The sequence below is a fragment of the Nocardia sp. PE-7 genome, assembly GCF_030486425.1.
GTDB classification, from domain to species: Bacteria; Actinomycetota; Actinomycetes; order Mycobacteriales; family Mycobacteriaceae; genus Nocardia; species Nocardia salmonicida_A.
Map to the genome: position 1 here is coordinate 2,334,921 of NZ_CP129614.1, position 17,762 is coordinate 2,352,682.

The 17,762-nt window shown below is 67.5% G+C and carries 18 protein-coding genes; 11 read left to right on the forward strand and 7 right to left on the reverse strand.

Annotated elements, in window-relative coordinates; translation table 11 throughout:
- Positions 1-15 precede the first annotated feature (15 nt).
- Both QX204_RS10900 and QX204_RS10905 read right to left on the reverse strand, forming a co-directional pair.
- A complete protein-coding gene (locus tag QX204_RS10900; RefSeq protein WP_301907967.1) occupies positions 16-1,014 on the reverse strand; it encodes a PDR/VanB family oxidoreductase in 999 nt (332 codons plus the stop codon).
- A 29-nt stretch (positions 1,015-1,043) separates the two neighbouring features.
- Positions 1,044-1,925 carry a metal-dependent hydrolase gene (locus tag QX204_RS10905; protein WP_301906544.1) on the reverse strand — a complete coding sequence of 294 codons (882 nt, stop codon included), beginning with the start codon at positions 1,923-1,925 and terminating at the stop codon, positions 1,044-1,046.
- Positions 1,926-2,025: 100 nt separating this feature from the next.
- Here QX204_RS10905 and QX204_RS10910 point away from each other — a divergent pair, with 100 nt between their 5' ends.
- From QX204_RS10910 to QX204_RS10945, 8 genes are all read left to right on the forward strand, one after another.
- The gene (locus tag QX204_RS10910; RefSeq protein WP_301906545.1) at positions 2,026-2,643 is read left to right on the forward strand and encodes a TetR/AcrR family transcriptional regulator; all 618 of its coding nucleotides are present in this window, start codon (positions 2,026-2,028) and stop codon (positions 2,641-2,643) included.
- Between the two features lie 165 nt (positions 2,644-2,808).
- Positions 2,809-4,308 (forward strand): CoA-acylating methylmalonate-semialdehyde dehydrogenase, encoded by a 1,500-nt coding sequence (locus tag QX204_RS10915; protein WP_301906546.1) that lies wholly within the window; start codon positions 2,809-2,811, stop codon positions 4,306-4,308.
- Between the two features lie 7 nt (positions 4,309-4,315).
- On the forward strand, positions 4,316-5,455 hold the full coding sequence (locus QX204_RS10920) for an acyl-CoA dehydrogenase family protein (RefSeq protein WP_301906547.1): 1,140 nt from the start codon (positions 4,316-4,318) through the stop codon (positions 5,453-5,455).
- Positions 5,452-6,522: an enoyl-CoA hydratase/isomerase family protein gene (locus tag QX204_RS10925; RefSeq protein WP_301906549.1), complete on the forward strand. Its 1,071-nt coding sequence runs from the start codon at positions 5,452-5,454 to the stop codon at positions 6,520-6,522. Before QX204_RS10920 ends, QX204_RS10925 begins: the two co-directional genes overlap by 4 nt.
- A complete protein-coding gene (gene mmsB / locus QX204_RS10930) occupies positions 6,519-7,415 on the forward strand; it encodes a 3-hydroxyisobutyrate dehydrogenase (RefSeq protein WP_301906550.1) in 897 nt (298 codons plus the stop codon). The genes QX204_RS10925 and mmsB overlap by 4 nt, the downstream gene beginning before the upstream one ends.
- On the forward strand, positions 7,412-8,188 hold the full coding sequence (locus QX204_RS10935) for an enoyl-CoA hydratase (RefSeq protein ID WP_301906552.1): 777 nt from the start codon (positions 7,412-7,414) through the stop codon (positions 8,186-8,188). The genes mmsB and QX204_RS10935 overlap by 4 nt, the downstream gene beginning before the upstream one ends.
- A gap of 13 nt (positions 8,189-8,201) precedes the next feature.
- Positions 8,202-8,879, forward strand: a complete 678-nt coding sequence (locus QX204_RS10940; protein ID WP_301906553.1) for a TetR/AcrR family transcriptional regulator — start codon at positions 8,202-8,204, stop codon at positions 8,877-8,879.
- A gap of 2 nt (positions 8,880-8,881) precedes the next feature.
- Complete coding sequence (locus QX204_RS10945) at positions 8,882-9,391, forward strand: SRPBCC family protein (RefSeq protein ID WP_301906554.1); 510 nt, start codon at positions 8,882-8,884, stop codon at positions 9,389-9,391.
- 27 nt (positions 9,392-9,418) lie between these two features.
- Here QX204_RS10945 and QX204_RS10950 read toward each other — a convergent pair whose 3' ends face one another.
- On the reverse strand, positions 9,419-10,060 hold the full coding sequence (locus tag QX204_RS10950) for a response regulator transcription factor (RefSeq protein ID WP_301907968.1): 642 nt from the start codon (positions 10,058-10,060) through the stop codon (positions 9,419-9,421).
- 26 nt (positions 10,061-10,086) lie between these two features.
- Positions 10,087-11,484 (reverse strand): sensor histidine kinase, encoded by a 1,398-nt coding sequence (locus QX204_RS10955; protein ID WP_301906556.1) that lies wholly within the window; start codon positions 11,482-11,484, stop codon positions 10,087-10,089.
- Between the two features lie 119 nt (positions 11,485-11,603).
- Between QX204_RS10955 and QX204_RS10960 the strand changes: the two genes are divergently transcribed.
- A complete protein-coding gene (locus QX204_RS10960; RefSeq protein ID WP_301906558.1) occupies positions 11,604-12,695 on the forward strand; it encodes an alpha/beta hydrolase in 1,092 nt (363 codons plus the stop codon).
- A 91-nt stretch (positions 12,696-12,786) separates the two neighbouring features.
- Positions 12,787-13,413: a hypothetical protein gene (locus QX204_RS10965; RefSeq protein WP_301906560.1), complete on the forward strand. Its 627-nt coding sequence runs from the start codon at positions 12,787-12,789 to the stop codon at positions 13,411-13,413.
- A 4-nt stretch (positions 13,414-13,417) separates the two neighbouring features.
- Here QX204_RS10965 and QX204_RS10970 read toward each other — a convergent pair whose 3' ends face one another.
- On the reverse strand, positions 13,418-13,669 hold the full coding sequence (locus tag QX204_RS10970) for a hypothetical protein (RefSeq protein ID WP_301906562.1): 252 nt from the start codon (positions 13,667-13,669) through the stop codon (positions 13,418-13,420).
- A gap of 235 nt (positions 13,670-13,904) precedes the next feature.
- Here QX204_RS10970 and QX204_RS10975 point away from each other — a divergent pair, with 235 nt between their 5' ends.
- Positions 13,905-14,978 (forward strand): fatty acid desaturase family protein, encoded by a 1,074-nt coding sequence (locus tag QX204_RS10975; RefSeq protein ID WP_301906563.1) that lies wholly within the window; start codon positions 13,905-13,907, stop codon positions 14,976-14,978.
- 12 nt (positions 14,979-14,990) lie between these two features.
- Here the strand turns inward: QX204_RS10975 and QX204_RS10980 are convergent, their stop codons facing one another.
- Together QX204_RS10980 and QX204_RS10985 are read right to left on the reverse strand one after the other, a co-directional pair.
- Complete coding sequence (locus QX204_RS10980; protein WP_301906565.1) at positions 14,991-17,231, reverse strand: molybdopterin-dependent oxidoreductase; 2,241 nt, start codon at positions 17,229-17,231, stop codon at positions 14,991-14,993.
- Between the two features lie 33 nt (positions 17,232-17,264).
- Positions 17,265-17,726, reverse strand: coding sequence for a PaaI family thioesterase (locus tag QX204_RS10985; protein WP_301906567.1), 462 nt, complete (start codon positions 17,724-17,726; stop codon positions 17,265-17,267).
- Positions 17,727-17,762: the final 36 nt, after the last annotated feature.

The window sequence follows — 17,762 nt, forward strand, 5'->3', positions numbered from 1 at the left end:
CCATGCCTTTCGCGGTCAGAGATCCAGCGTGAGCGCGCCACCGGCGGAACGGGACACGCAGGTGAGCATCTGGTCGGCGCGCTCGCCCGCCGGGAGCAGTCGGTCGCGGTGATCGATCTCGCCCGCGACGACCTTGGTCTTGCAACTGCCGCAGAAGCCCTGCCGGCAGGAGTAGGCGACGTCGGGTCGGGCCCGGCGGATCGCGTCGAGCGCGGTCTCGGTGCTGCCCACACGCAGGGTCTCGCCGCTCCGGGCGAGGGTGATGTCGAATTCCTCGCCGTCGGTCACCGGCCGCGCCGAGAACAGTTCGGTGTGCAGCGAGGCAGTGGGATTCAGCGTGAACAGGCTGCGCTGGGCGGCGTCGAGCACCGGGACAGGCCCGCACACGTAGACCGCGGCGCCGCGGGCGGCGGTGGCGAGCAACGCGGGCAGGTCGGGTGTGCCGAACTCGTCGTCGGGGCGCACGTCGGTGCCCGGGGGGAGCTCGCCGAGGAACGGCATGGTCTCCCGCGATCGGCCCAGGTAGACCAGCCGTCCGCGAGCACCGGCGGCGCGCGCCATCGGCAGGATCGGGGTGATCCCGATGCCGCCGGCGATGAACAGGTACGACGGGGCGGTCTCGACGAAGGTGAACGCGTTGCGCGGGCCGCGGATGCGCAGCCGATCACCCGAGCGAAGGGTGTGCATCTCCCGCGATCCACCGTCGCCGTCGTCGAGGCGCCGCACCGCGATGCGGTAGCGGTGACGGTCGCGCGGATCGCCGCACAGCGAGTACTGGCGTTGGCGACCCGAGGCCAGGAAGACATCGATGTGAGAACCCGGCCGCCACGACGGCAGAGACCCTCCTTCGAGGCCTGCCAGGGTCAGGCTCACCACGTCGGCGGCCTCGGCGTGGACCGCTTCTACCCGGACGTCGAGGTCGAAGCCGTGGTGTCGCACCGGACGTGGCGGCGACAGCGTGGGCTGGGTGAACACCTTCTTGTAGACGTCGACGGCGGCACCGATGACCCGCAGGCTCGGTGTCGCGGCCGCGGTGGAAGGGTTCACGCGCGCGCCGCCGGCGAATGCGCCAGGTACCGCAGGGCGTTGTCCATCGAACCCAGTTGGGAGGGATGGAAACTCGGCCGCAGATAGCGTGGCATCTCGGTGACGAAGGTGGTGAAGCTCGGGATCACGCCGCGCACTGTCGCGCTCACGAACTGCCTGGCCCAGGAACGGCCTTTGTCCTTGCTCGGATCCTGGCGATACAGGTACGCCGTCGAGATGATGAACAGTGGCAGCAGGGTGCCGCTGGCGAGCAGCCCGGTGCGCAGTCGTCGGGCGTAGCCGCCGTCGACGTGCATGTAGGCGTCGAACACCACGCTGCGATGCTCGACTTCTTCGGCGCCGTGCCAGCGCACCAGATCGAGCATGGTCGGATCCATCCCGAGCTCGGCCAGCACCTCCGATTCCAGCAGCCACTCGCCGATGACGGCGGTGAAGTGTTCCATCCCGGCGAACAGGCCGAGACGTTCCTTGAGCCATTCCTCCTTGGCGCGGCCGGTGAGTCCCTGGTCGCCCAGGACTCGGTCGACCAGCCAGCCGATCTTGGCGACATAGGACTCGACATCGAGTCCGATCGACTGCAGATGCCGTCGCGCGCCCTCATGGCTGCTGGCGTGCATCGATTCCTGGCCGATGAACCCGGTGACCTCCTCCCGCAGCCGCTCGTCCTCGATATAGGGCAGGGCCTCGGCGAGGCAGGTCGCCATCGCTCGTTCGCCTTCGGGGAGTACGAGATGCATCACATTGGTGACATGTGTCGCGAGTACTTCGCCCGGGATGTAGTGCATGGGCACCGACGAGAAGTCGAAATGCACATCCCGCGCGTGAATTGCGTGCGCTTCTTCCTGATAGGAGCGCGCCGTTGCACTGTTATCAGCCATACCGGAACCGTACAGTGCAACAAATAGTATCGCAATGTTGCAGACCGAATCCGGGCCGTCGTCGTGATCGGCACCCCGTTGCGCCTGATACCGTCGAAGCGTGCTCTCCACCGCCGCGACCTCGGGGAATTCGCCCACCGCCGACTCGGTCGAAGAACGAATTCTCGATGCCGCCCTCGTGCAGTTCGAGCGGGTCGGCGTGCGCAAAACGACGATCGAGGACATCGCCAAGGCCGCCGACGTCGACCGCGCCACCGTCTACCGGCGCATCGGATCGCGCGACGATGTCGTGAGCGCGGCCTTCGAGCGGGAGGTTCGCAGGCTGCTGGTCGACCTGGGGGAGATCCCGGCACGCCACGACACCTTCGACGACATCGTCGTCGACGTCTTCACCACCGTGATCACGCGCTGGCGGGCGCACCCGCTGGTCGAGCGGCTGCTGACGCTGGAGGCCGACCGCCTGCTGCCCCAGCTCACCGTCGACGGTGCGTCGTTCTTCCTGCTCTCGGTCGCCGCGTCCACCGAGATCATCCGAAAGGTGCTCGAGGACAATCGATTCCCCGACATCCCCGATCTCAGCGCCCGGGTGGAAGTGGTCTGCCGGGTGGTGCACTCGCTGATCCTGCAGCCGGTCGGCACCATCGATACCGGCTCGGAGCAGGCCCTGGCGGCGTTCGCCCGCACCTACGTGCTCCCGATTCTGGTACCCGGGTCGTAGGCGCGGGTCCGCGCGTGGGCATCTTGTTGGCGTTGCGGCAATAGCGGAATCCACTGTTGACAAAAGGGCGACGGTACTGCGATCGTACCAATTGCTTGGACGTCCAACTATTGGACAACCTTCCACTGTGCGCGGCGCGCACCGACCTCAACGACTAGGACTGGCATGGCTCGCGAACTCACGCACTTCATCGGCGGTAAGCACGTCACCGGCACATCCGGCGCCTTCGGCGACGTCTTCGATCCGAATCTCGGTCAGGTGCAGGCCAGGGTTCCGCTGGCGAACACCGCCGAGGTGACCGCGGTGATCGACAACGCGGCCGCGGCTCAGCCGGTGTGGGCGGCGTTCAACGCGCAGAAGCGCGCCAGGGTGCTGATGAAGTTCGTGAGCCTGGTCAACGACGAGATCGACAGCCTGGCCGCCCTGCTCTCGTCCGAGCACGGCAAGACCATCGCCGACGCCAAGGGCGACATCCAGCGTGGTCTCGAGGTCATCGAGTTCGCGATCGGTATCCCGCACCTGCTCAAGGGCGAGTACAGCGACAGCGCGGGCACCGGCATCGACGTGTACTCGATGCGGCAGCCGCTGGGCGTCGTCGCGGGCATCACGCCGTTCAACTTCCCGGCGATGATCCCGCTGTGGAAGGCCGGACCGGCGCTGGCCTGCGGTAACGCCTTCGTGCTCAAGCCCTCCGAGCGTGATCCCTCCGTACCGCTGCGCCTGGCCGAGCTGTTCCTCGAGGCCGGTCTGCCGCCGGGTGTGTTCAACGTGGTCAACGGCGGCAAGGAAGCCGTCGACGCGATCCTGCACGATCGCCGGATCAAGGCGGTCGGCTTCGTCGGTTCGACCCCGATCGCCCAGTACATCTACGAGACCGCCACCGCCAACGGCAAGCGCGCACAGTGCTTCGGCGGGGCCAAGAACCACGCGGTGGTCATGCCCGATGCCGACCTCGACGACGTCGCTGATCAGCTGATCGGCGCGGCGTACGGGTCGGCGGGAGAGCGCTGCATGGCGCTGTCGGTGGCGGTGCCGGTGGGGCAGGAGACCGCGGATCGGCTGGTCGCCAAGCTCACCGAGCGCGTGCACAAGCTCAATGTCGGCCGCTCCGACGACCCGGGCGCCGATTTCGGTCCGCTGGTCGGACTCGATGGTGTGAACCGGGTCAACGACTACGTCCAGATAGGTGTCGACGAGGGCGCCGAGCTGCTGGTCGACGGCCGCGGACTGTCCGTGGACGGCGCCGAGGACGGGTTCTTCGTGGGCGCGAGCCTGTTCGACAACGTCACCGCCGAGATGCGCATCTACAAAGAAGAGATCTTCGGCCCGGTGCTCACCGTGGTGCGCGCCGGCGACTACGAGGAAGCGCTGAAGCTCGTCGACGAGCACGAATACGGCAACGGCGTCGCGATCTTCACCCGCGACGGCGACACCGCCCGCGATTTCTCCGCTCGCGTGCAGGTCGGCATGGTCGGTGTGAATGTGCCGATCCCGGTCCCGATCGCGTACTTCACCTTCGGTGGCTGGAAGGGCTCGGGCTTCGGCGATCTCAACCAGCACGGCCCGGATTCGATCCGGTTCTACACCAAGACCAAGACGGTGACCCAGCGTTGGCCTGCCGGGCTCAAGGAGTCCAACGCGTTCGTGATCCCGACGATGGACTGAGGCGGCGATGTTCACTCTCGATGCGGACGAGCGCGCGATCGGTGACACCGCGCGCCAATTCGCCGACGAGTTCTTGGCGCCCGACGCGCTGGATTGGGATGAGCGCAAACACTTTCCGGTCGATGTGCTGCGCAAGGCGGGCCCGCTCGGACTCGGCGGCATCTCGGTACGCGCCGATGTGGGCGGCTCCGAACTGCGCAGGCTCGACGCGGTGCGGATCTTCGAGCAGCTCTCCACCGGGTGCCCCTCGGTGTCGGCGTACATCTCCATCCACAACATGGCGACCTGGATGATCGATGCCTACGGGACCGAGCAGCAGCGTCACCGGTGGGTGCCGGGGATGGCGGCGTTGGAGCTGCTCGGCAGCTATGCCCTCACCGAGCCGGGCATCGGCTCCGACGCGGCGGCCCTGGGCACCAAGGCCGTTCGCGACGGCGAGGACTACATCCTCACCGGCGCCAAGCAATTCATCTCCGGCGCGGGCTCCAACGACGTGTACGTGATGATGGTGCGCACCGGTGGGCAAGGCCCGCGCGGCATTTCGGCGCTGATCGTCCCCGCAGATACACCGGGTCTGACGGTGGGACCGAACGAACGGAAGATGGGCTGGAACGCCCAGCCGACCCGCCAGGTCCTGCTCGACGGCGCCAGGGTGCCGGTCGCCAATCGCCTCGGCGAGGAAGGCGAGGGCTTCTCGATCGCGATGAACGGCCTCAACGGCGGCCGACTCAATATCGCCGCGTGCTCGCTCGGCGGTGCGCAGGCAGCGCTCGACAAGACGGTCCGCTACCTCACCGAACGCCACGCCTTCGGTAAACCCCTGGCGCGCAACGAGGCACTGCAGTTCGAGCTCGCCGATATGGCCACCGAACTGGAGGCGGCGCGGACGCTGCTGTGGCGGGCCGCGGCCGCGCTCGACGCGGACGCGCCCGACAAGGTCACCCTGTGCGCGATGGCGAAGCGATTTGCCACCGACACCGGTTTCGAGGTGGCCAACAAGGCGCTGCAATTGCACGGCGGCTACGGCTACCTGCACGAATACGGCCTGGAGAAGATCGTGCGCGACCTGCGCGTGCACCAGATCCTCGAGGGCACCAACGAAATCATGCGGGTGGTCGTCGCCCGCTCGCTGATCGGAGCCGCATGACCGACGAACCCGAAGTGCTGATCGCTGTCCGTGACGGCCTCGGCCTGATCACCCTGAACCGGCCCAAGGCCATCAACGCGCTCAATCACGCGATGACACTGGCCATCACCGACGCGCTGCGGTCCTGGGCCGACGACGACGCGGTGCGCACCGTCGTGGTCACCGGCGCGGGCGAGCGCGGACTCTGCGCGGGCGGCGACATCGTCGCCATCCATGCCGACGCGAAAGGCGGTACGGCGGGCGCCGATTCGCCGACCGGACGGTTCTGGCGCGACGAGTACCTGCTCAACGCGCTGATCGGCAGCTATCCCAAGCCGTACGTGGTGATCATGGACGGCATCGTGATGGGCGGCGGCGTCGGCCTGGCCGGGCACGGCAGCCACCGCGTCGTCACCGAACGGTCCAAGATCGGGATGCCCGAGGTCGGCATCGGTTTCGTCCCCGACGTCGGCGGCACCTACCTGCTCTCGCGGGCGCCGGGCGAGATCGGCACCCACGTGGCGCTGACCACCGCGCGGATGAACGCGGGCGACGCGATCGCGGCCGGGTTCGCCGACTACTACGTGCCTTCCGGCGACATCGACGCCCTGCTCGACGCTCTGCGCACGGCGAGCGCCGACGAGGCGATCGCACAGTTCACCGCGGCCGCGCCGGAATCGGAGTTGCTCGCTCAGCAGAGCTGGATCGATGCCTGCTACGGCGCGGACACCGTGGAGGAGATCGTGGCCGGGTTGCGCGCCGACGAATCACCCGACGCCGCGAAAGCCGCCGAGGACCTGCTGGCCAAATCGCCGGTGGCGCTGAAGGTCACGCTTCGCTCGCTGCGGGCGGCACGAGAACTGACGAGCCTCGAGGCGGTGCTCGACCAGGAATACCGGGTCTCGGTCGCCGCGCTCGGCTCCGACGACCTGGTCGAGGGCATCCGCGCCCAGGTGATCGACAAGGACCGCAATCCCCAGTGGCGGCCGGCAACCCTCGCCGAGGTGACCGACGATCAGGTGGCGGCCTACTTCGCTGATCTCGGTGCGGCGGAACTGGATTCGACGACAGTGAAGGCACAGCGATGACGAAGAAGATCGGTTTCCTCGGGCTCGGCCACATGGGCGGCCCGATGGCGGCGAACCTGGTGCGCGCGGGCTACGACGTGCTCGCCTACGACCCGGTGCCCGCCGCACAGGAACAGGCCCGCACCGACGGCGCGACCGTGGTGGCCACCGCCGCCGAGGCCGCCGTCGACCGTGACGTGGTGATCACCATGCTGCCCAACGGCAAACTCGTGCTCGACGTCTACGCCGAACTGCTGCCCGCCGCCACGGCGGGCACACTGTTCATCGACTGTTCGACCATCGATGTGGCCGACGCGAAAGCGGTTGCGGCACTGGCCGTCACAGCCGGACACCGTCCGTTGGACGCGCCGGTCTCCGGTGGCGTCGCCGGTGCCACCGCGGGCACCCTCACCTTCATGGTGGGCGGCGAGGCGGCCGATTTCGCCGATGCGGGCGATGTACTCGCGGTGATGGGCGGCAAGGTGGTGCACTGCGGTGGCGCCGGTGTGGGTCAGGCCGCCAAGATCTGCAACAACATGCTGCTCGGGATCTCGATGATCGGGCTGTCGGAGGCGCTGGTGCTCGGTGAGCGGCTGGGCCTGAGTCACCAGTCGTTCTTCGATGTGGTGTCCACCGCGTCGGGCCAGAGCTGGGCGCTGACCAGTTACTGCCCGGTGCCGGGTCCGGTGCCCGCCAGCCCGGCCAACAACGACTACCAGCCCGGCTTCGCCACCGCGCTGATGTCGAAGGACCTCACCCTGGCCGCGAACGCGTTGCAGGCCAACGGGATCGACGGTCAGCTCGGCGAGCTCGCCGCCGCGATCTACGCGCGGTTCAACCAGACCCACGGCGGGCGGGACTTCTCCGCCATCGTCACCGACATCCGCGAGCGTTCCGACGAGGTTTCCGAATGAGCGACTACGAGACGATCCTGGTCGAGACCAAGAACCGCGTCGGCTGGATCACGCTGAATCGGCCGAAGGCGCTCAACGCGCTCAACAGCGCGGTGCTCGACGACATCATCGCCGCGCTCGAGGAATTGGGTCGTGACGACGAGGTCGGCGCGGTCGTGATCACCGGCTCCGCCAAGGCTTTCGCGGCGGGCGCCGACATCAAGGAGATGGCGCCCAAGTCGTACATGGACATGTTCATGGACGACTACTTCGCGCGCTGGGATCGGCTCGCCCAGTTCCGCAAGCCGACCATCGCCGCGGTCGCGGGATACGCCCTGGGCGGCGGCTGTGAGCTGGCCATGCTCTGCGACATCCTGCTCGCCGCCGACACCGCGCAATTCGGCCAGCCCGAGATCAAGCTGGGCGTGATCCCCGGCATCGGCGGCTCGCAACGGCTCACCCGCGCGGTGGGCAAGGCCAAGGCGATGGACATGGTGCTGACCGGCCGCACGATCGGCGCCGAGGAAGCCGAACGCGCCGGACTCGTCTCGCGCATCGTGCCCGCCGACGACCTGCTCGACGTCGCGGCGGAGGTGGCCGAGACCATCGCGGCCAAGTCACTGCCGGTCGCGATGATCGCCAAGGAAGCGGTGAACCGGTCCTTCGAGACCACCCTCGCCGAGGGAATCCGGTTCGAGCGCCGCGTCTTCCACTCGCTGTTCGCGATCGAGGACCAGACCGAAGGCATGAACGCCTTCGTCGACAAACGGCCGCCGAACTTCACCCATCGCTAGTGATCGGTCTGCGATGACGACGATGCGCGGCGAGACCCGGCACCCGGTGGCCCCGGGTGCCGGGGGATCGGCCACGTCGGTGACCGGGCTTCGCGGGCCTGCGGCACGGGCCGTGCGGCGCCGGATGGTGGTCGAGGCCGCGCAAGAGGTATTCGTCGCCTACGGATATCACGGCGCCAAGATGGACGAGATCAGCGCACGGTCCGGGATCAGCAAGCCGGTGCTCTACGATCATTTCGCGAGCAAGCTGGATCTGTATCTCGTTGTGCTGCAACTCAATCTGGACCGGATGGTCGACGGTGTCCGGGTGGCTGTCACGGCCGACGCCGAGCCGCGCAGCCGGGTACGCGGGGCGGTGCAGGCCTATTTCGACTTCGTCGAGTACGACCTCGGCGGGTATGTGCTGGTGTTCGAATCGCCGGTGCCCAGCGAACCGTGCGTCGAGTGGCGGGTGCGCAACGCGATGCGTGACTGTGCCGTCCTGGTGAGCGCCGAACTGCGGGCGGTGGGCGTGGATGCGACCAGGGCCGACATCCACGCCTGGGGACTGGTCGGTCTGAGCCGTCTCGCGGCCAGCCACTGGCTGGAGGCGGGGCGGCCCATCTCGAAAAAGGACGCGGTCGACACCGCGTCCGCCCTGTGCTGGAACGGACTATCGACAGTCGATCGACAACAGGAAGAACACCGATAGCTATGGCTCAGGCATTCGCATTGACCGAATCCGACGACGAATTCCTCGCGAGCGCGTCGAACCGCTACGTCCACGTCCTCGACATTCCCGCACCGCCCTCGGCGGTCTGGGCGGCCCTGATCGCCGACGACGCGCTGGTGTCGTGGTCCGGGCTGGTCACCGGCATGCGGTGGATCACACCGCGTCCGTTCGGCGTCGGCTCCCGCCGCGTCGTCACCCTCGGACGCATCGCCGCGCTCACCGAACGGTTCTACCGCTGGGACGACCAGCGGCGCATGACCTTCACCGTCGATTCCGCCTCGATCCCGGGCTTGCGTCGCTTCGCCGAGGACATCGAGCTGGCCTCGACCGCCACCGGAACCCGGCTGACGTGGACCTTCGCGGTGGAGGGCAAGCCCGCCCTGCAACTGCTGTTGCGCTCGACGAGCGCGGTGACCGAGCGGATCACCGGCTCCATCGCCAAGGGCATCGTGGGCCGCGTCGCCGCGACGGCGCCGACCGCAGGCGAGTAACAGCCGGCGTGCATGGCGTTGCGCGGTTCACCCTTTGAGCCGCAGCACCGCCAGCACCCGGCGGTGGCGGGTATCCGACGGCGGCAGATCGAGTTTGGTGAAGATATTGCCGATGTGCTTCTCGACGGCCCGCTCGGTGACGGTGAGCGAGGCGGCGATGGCGTTGTTGGTGAGCCCCTGGGCCATCAGCTCGAGTACCTCGCGCTCGCGCGGAGTGAGCCGGGCCAGCGAATCCTGTTGCCGGGACGCGCCCATCAGCTGACTCACCACCTCGGGGTCGAGGGCGGTGCCGCCGGTGGCGACCCGATGCAGCGCGTCGACGAAATCACCGACGTCGGCGACGCGGTCCTTGAGCAGGTAGCCGACGCCGCCCGCTCCGGCGGCGAGAAGTTCTGTCGCGTATCGGGTTTCGATCCACTGTGAGAACACGAGCACGCCGGTGCCGGGATGTTTCCCGCGCAGTTCGATGGCGGCGAGCAGGCCCTCGTCGGTGAAGGTGGGCGGCATCCGCACATCCACCACCGCGACGTCGGGCCGGTGGGTCTCGACGATCTCGCTCAGCGACGTCGCGTCGCCGACCATCGCCACCACCTCGTGTCCACGTTCGGTGAGCAGCCCGGCCAGCCCGTCGCGCAGGATGGCGCTGTCCTCGGCGATCACCACCCGCAGGGGTCCGTGCGCTGCGCTGCCCGCGGTCACCGCGGGCCCTCGTTCGGCAGGATCATGGTCACCACGGTAGGCCCGCCGACCGGACTGTCGACGGTGAGTGTGCCGTCGACGGCCAGCGCACGCGCGGCGAGCCCGGCCAACCCGCTACCGGTCACGGTCGGCGTACCGGGGTGGGGCGCACCACCGATTCCGTTGTCGCGCACGGTGACCGCGATGCGGTGTCGGCTCTCGGGCAGCACCGACACGGTGGCCTGGTTCGCGTGCGCGTGTTTGACGACGTTGGTGAGCAGCTCGGCGACGGAGAAGTAGGCGATCGCCTCGATGGCCGGGCTCGGCCGGTGGGGGATCTGCACCCGCAGGTCGACCGGCACCGCGCAGCGGGCGGTGAGCGTTTCCAGCGCCTGGCCGAGGCCGAGCTCGAGCGCGGGGGGATGGATGCCACGGACCAGTTCGCGCAGTTCGGTCAACGCTTCCTTGGAGTTGGCACGCGCCTCGGCGATGAGGTCGCGGGCGTCGCCGCCCGCGGCCAGGCGTTCTTCGGCCCTGCCCAGCGCCATGGCGATGGTGACCAGCCGAGCCTGTGTGCCGTCGTGCAGGTCGCGTTCGACCCGGCGCAGAGTGGCGGTCGCATCGTCCACCGCGGCCCGTCTGCTGGCCCGCAGTTCTGCCAGTTGCCGGTCGCGCGGTGTCGCGGCCAACAGGCTGACGATCAGCATTCGATGCAACCAGCAGACGCTGCGGACCAGCCACGGCAGTGCGAAGCACAGCAGGACGCCGATCCCGGACAGGGCGAGCGCGCGCGGCCAGGTGTCGATGTAGAACGTGCCGAATTGCGCGAGGCTGTGGTGCTCGACGCCGTTGTCGTCCACCTGGACCGGATCCAGCAGCGCCCACGGGATGGGCGAGAGCGCCGTGAACCCGACCATCGCGATCACCATGAGCACGACGTAGCCGACCGCGACGCCGAGCACCGACTGCGCGATCAGGAACACCACGACCCGCCAGCTCGGCCGATCGGTGAACGCGCTCTTCAGGAAGCCGAACAGGCCGCTCGCCCTGGTGAAATCCGGTGGCGAGTCGACCCGGGTCCCGAGCAGCGCGCTGCCGAGGAACCGATAGATCCGGCCCCACACCCGCCCGCCGAGCAGCACGGTAGCCAGCAACGGGATGCCGATGAGCAGGATCGACGTGTACAGTCCGCCGCCGAACCCGAAGAACAGGTAGCACACGGCCACACAGCCGAGCACGAACGACAGGACCAGATAGGCGAGCTCCTTCCAGGTCCTGGCTTCGATCGGCGCGCGCAGTACCGCGATCAGCGGTCCGGTTCGACGTCGCGGTGCATCCTGTGGTGCGTCGAGCGCGACGGTCGGCTCGTCGGCGAGGTCGATCACGAGGGTCGACTCGGCTGGTTTCTCGGTCATGACCCCATGGTTGTCGTCGCGACGCCGAAATTCGATCGAGCTGCCCACCGAGTCCATGGTGTGGTGAGCTACACCATGAATGCGGCGCAACCACATTCATCGCTGGAGGAGGGGGCACTATGGGCCAGGAAGTCGACTTTCCGGGACTGTCGGACGGAGTCAGGTCCCGATTCCTCGACGACGTCAACGGGTTGCGGGTCCACATCCTCGAATCCGGCCACGTCGGTTCCGATCGTCCGCTGGTATTGCTGCTGCACGGCTTTCCCGAGTTGGCGTACTCCTGGCGCAAGATCTTGGCGCCGCTGGCCGACGCAGGCTTCCACGTGGTGGCCCCCGACCAGCGCGGCTACGGCCGGACCACCGGCAGCGATGTCACCGACCTCGCATCCTTCCGCACCGACAACCTGGCCGGTGACGCCCTCGAGCTCATTCGCGCGCTCGGCTACGACCGGGCTCATCTGGTCGGGCACGACTTCGGTCCGGTCGTCGCGGGCTGGGCCACGCTCGGCGACCCGCGTGTCATCCGATCGTTGACGATGATGAGCGCGCCGTTCGCCGGGGCGGGCGTTGCCAAGTCGTCGGCCGAACTCGACGCCGCGCTTCGGGCGCTGTCACCGCCACGCAGGCATTACCAGCACTACTTCGCGGGCACGACGAGTGCTGCCGACATCGCCGACGCCCCGCAAGGCATCGCCGCCTTCTTACGCGCGTATTTCCACATGAAGAGCGCGGATTGGCCGGGAAACGCGGACGCCGGGGAACTGCCGGGAGCTACCGCACACGACTTTGCCCTGCTGCCGCGCTACTACGTCATGGACGCGGGCGTCAGCATGCCGGAAACCGTCGCGCCGCACCTTCCTTCCCCGCAGCAACGGGCCACATGTGAATGGCTGACCGACGAAGAACTGAATTTCTACGCACAGGAATTCAGTCGAACCGGATTCCAGAGCGCACTCAATTGGTACGCGGCCCGAACACTGCCGAACCCCGCATCGCGGAGTGGCACGCGAATCGAGGTGCCCGCGCAATTCATCGCCGGACGGTCCGATTGGGGTGTGTGGCAATCACCTGGTGCGCTGCGCGCCATGGCGGACGTCGTCTGCGCTCGATTCGCCGGCTCCGTGTTGATACCCGATGCCGGTCATTGGGTCCAACAAGAGCAGCCACTGCCCGTTATCGAACAGATCTCGAGATTTCTCGGCGACATCTAGATCGGACGAAGCTGTTTTCGGTGTCAGTGCGTAATCGGGACGGGGCGGGGTAAGCGCCCCATAAGTTCTGTTCTCCGATGATGGAGGCCTCATGATGAAAGTCGACGACAAAGTCTCGACCGAGAACGGCGGACGGTTTCATATTCCGCGTAGCCGGGGCGCGCTGGGCGGGCTGGTGGTGCTGCTTCTCGGCATCTGGGGCGCACTCATCCCGTTTATCGGCCCCTCCTTCGATTTCGCGTACACCCCCGACGAGGCGTGGACCTGGACATCGGCTCGCGGCTGGCTCGAGGTTCTGCCGGGCGCCGTCGCGATCGTCGGTGGGCTGCTCATGCTGCTGAGCCGCAACCGGCTGGTCGCCAGTTTCGGTGGCTGGCTGGCGGTGGCGGCGGGCGTGTGGTTCGTGATCGGGCCGTTCCTGGCCGACCTGCTGCGACTCGGTGACATCGGCGAGCCGGTCGCCACCTCGGATCTGAAGCGCGCGCTGCTCGAGCTGACGTACTTCTACGGACTCGGCGCGCTGATCCTGTTCTTCGCCGCGAGCTCACTGGGACGCCTGTCGGTGCGCAGTGCGCGCGATATCGCCTTCGCCGAACGCACGCGTGGCGTCGATCAACGCCGTGTGGTCGAGGAAGAAGTGGTGGTTCCCGCCGACGGGAAGCAATCGACTACCCGCCGCTTTCCTCCGACCACCGACGTCCGGCACCGGCCGGTCTGACCGACTACGCTGCTTTGACGGTGACCATCGTGTCGGCGCTGGGGAAATCGAGCACGCGCAGACGGCCGGTGACCAGGTCGACCGTGTCGGCGACCACCCGGCCCGCGCGACGCGCGTCGTCGGCGAAGCTGGTGCTGACCACCCGGTAGCTGCGCTTGGCGGTGAGGACGACATCGCCCGCCCGCAGCGAACCGGCCGCGGTGGGGGGCTCGGTCGGGATCGTCGACTGCGCCGGTCTGCGTACGAGCTCGATCAAATTCAGCAACCTGGTCTCCACACTGTGAAACGCCTGCTCAGACGTCCCGTTCGCCCGATTCGCGAACGGTATCCAGATCTTTTTACCCAGGAACGTCTCGTTCGAACCCTCCGATTCGAGCAGGGACTCGACTGCCGGTGCCGCGGGGTTGCCCCGCGATATCACCCCGCAGTCCGATTCCGTCTCATACCAAGGGATTACGGCCGACGAGAATCTCAGCGATAGCTTCGGGTTCATGACCAAACCTGCTCTTGCCCCGGAGTCTTCTCCACGATCACCGCGGCGCGGCGCCGACGGCGACTACGCCCGCCTGCTCCGCCGAATCTCCGAGGCAGGGCTGATGGACCGACGTCCTGGCTACTACGCCGTGCGGCTCGGCCTCGTCGGGATCGCGTTCGTCGGCGGGTGGGCGGCGTTCGTCCTCGTCGGCGATTCGTGGTGGACGCTGCTGGTCGCGGCGTTCATGGCCGTGACGTTCGCGCAGGTCGCGCTCGTGATGCACGATGTCGCACACCGTCAAGTCTTCCGGCTACGACAGCCGACCGAGCTCGTGGGAAGACTCGTCGGCAACGCGGGCATCGGCCTGGGCTACGGCTGGTGGCAGGACAAGCACACCCGGCACCACGCCAATCCGAACCACGAGGAACTCGACCCCGATGTCGCGCCCGACATTCTGGTCTGGTCACAGCAGCAGGCCCGGTCCAGCCGCGGTCTGCCCCGGCTCATCGGACGGGCCCAGGCGTTCCTGTTCTTTCCTCTGTTGCTGCTCGAGGGTCTGAACCTTCATGTGGCCGGCGTCCGCGCGCTGCGCAATCGGTCGGTCAAACACCGCGGATGGGAAGGTGCGCTGCTGTTGGCCCACTTCGCCCTCTACCTGACCGCGGTGTTCGCGGTGCTGCCCGCCGACAAAGCGCTCGTGTTCCTCGCCGTCCACCAGGGCCTTTTCGGCCTGTACATGGGCTGCATCTTCGCCCCGAATCACAAGGGCATGCCGACCTTGACCGGTGACGACCGCCCCGACTACCTCCGTCGCCAGGTCCTGACCTCCCGCAATGTGCGCGGTGGCGCGGTGACCGATCTCGCCCTCGGCGGACTCAACTACCAGATCGAACACCACCTGTTCCCGAGTATGCCGACGCCGAACCTGCGCCACGCCCAGGTGATCGTCCGCGACTACTGCGCCGAGATCGGCGTGCCGTACCACGAAACCGGACTCGTCAGCTCCTACCGCGAGGCACTGACGCACCTGCACCGCGTCGGCGCCCCGCTGCGCCACTCGAATGCCGAAGCGCCACAACGTAATCAGTGAAAAGGGCCCGGGTCAGGCTGTCGGGAGCGGTTCGACCCGGGCGGGTACGTGTTTGTGCCAGGGGGTGGCGGAGTACTCGTCGCGCCGTCGCAGATCGGTGAGGTCGTTGGGCGCCACACCGGTGCGCTGGTCGGTTCCGGGGAGGTCGAGCCCGAGACCGTTGGGGAGGGAGATGTGGCCGTTCTGCATTCGGTCGTTGAGTTCCACTGTCGTGATCGCGGAGCCGCGGTTGGTGGTGATCAGCGCTCGACCGCCGTCGGTCAATCCGAGGCGCTCGGCGTCGGCAGGGCTGATACGCAGTGCGCCGGTGGCGTCGCGGCGCCGCCAACTGTCGTCACGGAAGATCGTGTTCGCGGTGAACGCGCGGCGCTCGCCCGCGGAGAGCACGAAGGGGTATTCGTCGCTGGTGTGCGCCCATTCCCCGCGGTCGAGACCTCGCAGGGATTCGAGCAGGGGTGTGATGGTCAGGTTGATCGGCAGATTGCGTGCGGGCACGTAGGTCCAGCAGCCGCCGTCGAGTTCGTCGACGGTCACCGCGACGCCGGATCGTTCGGTGAGCATCGCGGTGAACAGTGCCTCGGCGTTCGCGTGGCCGGCACGGCGCATGGATTTCCGATGCCGATGCGCGACGCGCTGGGCCAGCGCCCACAGCACTGCCGCTGACCGCGCGCCGCCCGGCAGGGTCGGGCCGAGCGTTTCGTGCAGCAGGAAGGGGGCCATGCCCGCGGCCTTCTTGTCGAGTGCGAGCAGCGCGAGAAACGTCAGACCATAGACTGTGCGGCCGAAGCGCAACGCGCCTTTGAGCACCGACAAGGCCAGCGGGCGGGCGGCCCCGAGCTCGCGGATGAGTCGGGCATAGATTTCCGGCTCGGCCAACGTCCCGGGCAGCGGCTCGAGCAGCGGGGCACGCAGCTGGAAGGTGTTGATCGGGAATTCGAGGTTGAAGAAGGTCGCTTCCCACTTCTCGAACTGACTCGCCGCCGGAAGAACATAGTGGGCGCGACGAGCGGTCTCGGTCATCGCGACGTCGATCACGACGCTGAGTTCGAGGGAATCGAACGCCTCGCGGAAGCGCTGCGAATCCGCCAGCGAATGCGCCGGGTTCGAGGATTCGACGATCATCGCGCGGAACCGCTTCGGATGGTCGGTGAGAATCTCCTCGGCGATGACATTGGCGGGCACGAGACCGCCGGGCATCGGCACCCCGGTCACCGGCGTGGTCTTCAGCTTCACCGAGTAGTTGATCAGCGGGACGACCCAGGAGTGCATCTGCATGGCGCCGCGGGCGGCGAAGTTTCCGGTGAGCAACCAGGTCAGCTTGTTCAGATACGACACCAGGGTGCTGTTCGGGCTCTGCTGCACACCCAGGTCCTCGTAGGTCGACACACTCTCCGCGGTCCCGATCACCTGCGCGGCCCTGCGGACCGATGCGGGATCGACGCCGCTCAGGTGGGCATACGCGTCGACATCGATGGTGCGCAGGGCGGCGAGCACCGGCTGGGCCCCGGTCGTGTGCGCTGCCAGGAACTCGTGGTCGAGGAGATCCTGCTGGACGATCACGCCGAGGATCGCGGCCAGGCACCAAGCGTCGGTGCCCGGTCTGATCTGCAGGTGGATGTCGGCCATATCGGCGGTCTCGGTGCGCACCGGGTCGAGCACGATCATGGTGCGCGCGGGGTCCTTGGCGATGTTCTGGAGCACGGTGCGGGCACGCGAAACGCCGTGCGACTGCCACGGATTCTTACCGACGAACACGCTGACCTGCGCGTGTTCGAAGTCGCCGTGAGTGTGTCCGCCGGTCAGATGGGCGTCGACCCAGGCCTCGCCGAGTTTTTCCTGGGCGAGCGCGTTGGAGCGATAGCGTCCGCCGACCGCACGCAGCAACGCGCTGCTGTACGCGCCACCCAGATGGTTGCCCTGTCCGCCGCCACCGTAGAAGAAGATCGATTCCCCACCGTGGGTGTCGCGCACCGCGCGCAGCCGTTCGGCGATCTCGGTGATCGCGACATCCCAGCTGATCTCGGTGTAGGTGCCGTCGTTCTCGCGGCGCAGCGGTGAGGTGATCCGGGTGCCGCCGTTTTGATAATGGTCCAGCCGCAACGCTTTGTTGCAGGTGTACCCGGCGGACCCGGGATGGGCCTTGTCGCCGCGGATCTTCGCGAACCGCCGTCCTTCGACCTTGACGGTTATTCCGCAGTTGTTCTCACACAGAATGCACGCACTGGCCTGCCATTCCCCGCTGTCGTTGGTCACGTGAGCCTCCTCGACCGGCATCGACTTCTCCCGTCAGCGATGGATGATGCAGGTGGTGGTGGCGTGGGCGACGAGTTTGCCCGCTTCGTCGAGCACCTTGCCTTCCGCTGTCGCCGTGGTGCGGCCGACGTGCAGCGTCGAGCCGGTGGCGTTGAGCCAGCGGCCGTGGATCGGCACGGATCGGATGTAGTTGACCTTCAGCTCCAACGTGCCGTAACCGACCCCGGCCTCCAGCGCGGAATGAATCGCGCAACCCATCACCGAGTCCAGCAAGGTCGCGCAGATGCCGCCGTGGGTGGTGCCGAGGGGGTTCGCGAAATCGGGTCGGGTGACGAGGCTGAACGACACCCGGCCGAACTCGAGTTCCTCGATCGTCATCCCGAGCAGCGAGCCGATTCCTACTCGATCGGGCATCGCGGCAGCCGCGCGGAGCAGGTCGAGGCCGCTCATGGTCGCGAAATCCGGCGTTTCGGGGTGGTGTGTGGTGGTGGTCATCGTGCCCTCTCTCGATAGACCGATCGTTCTATCGAC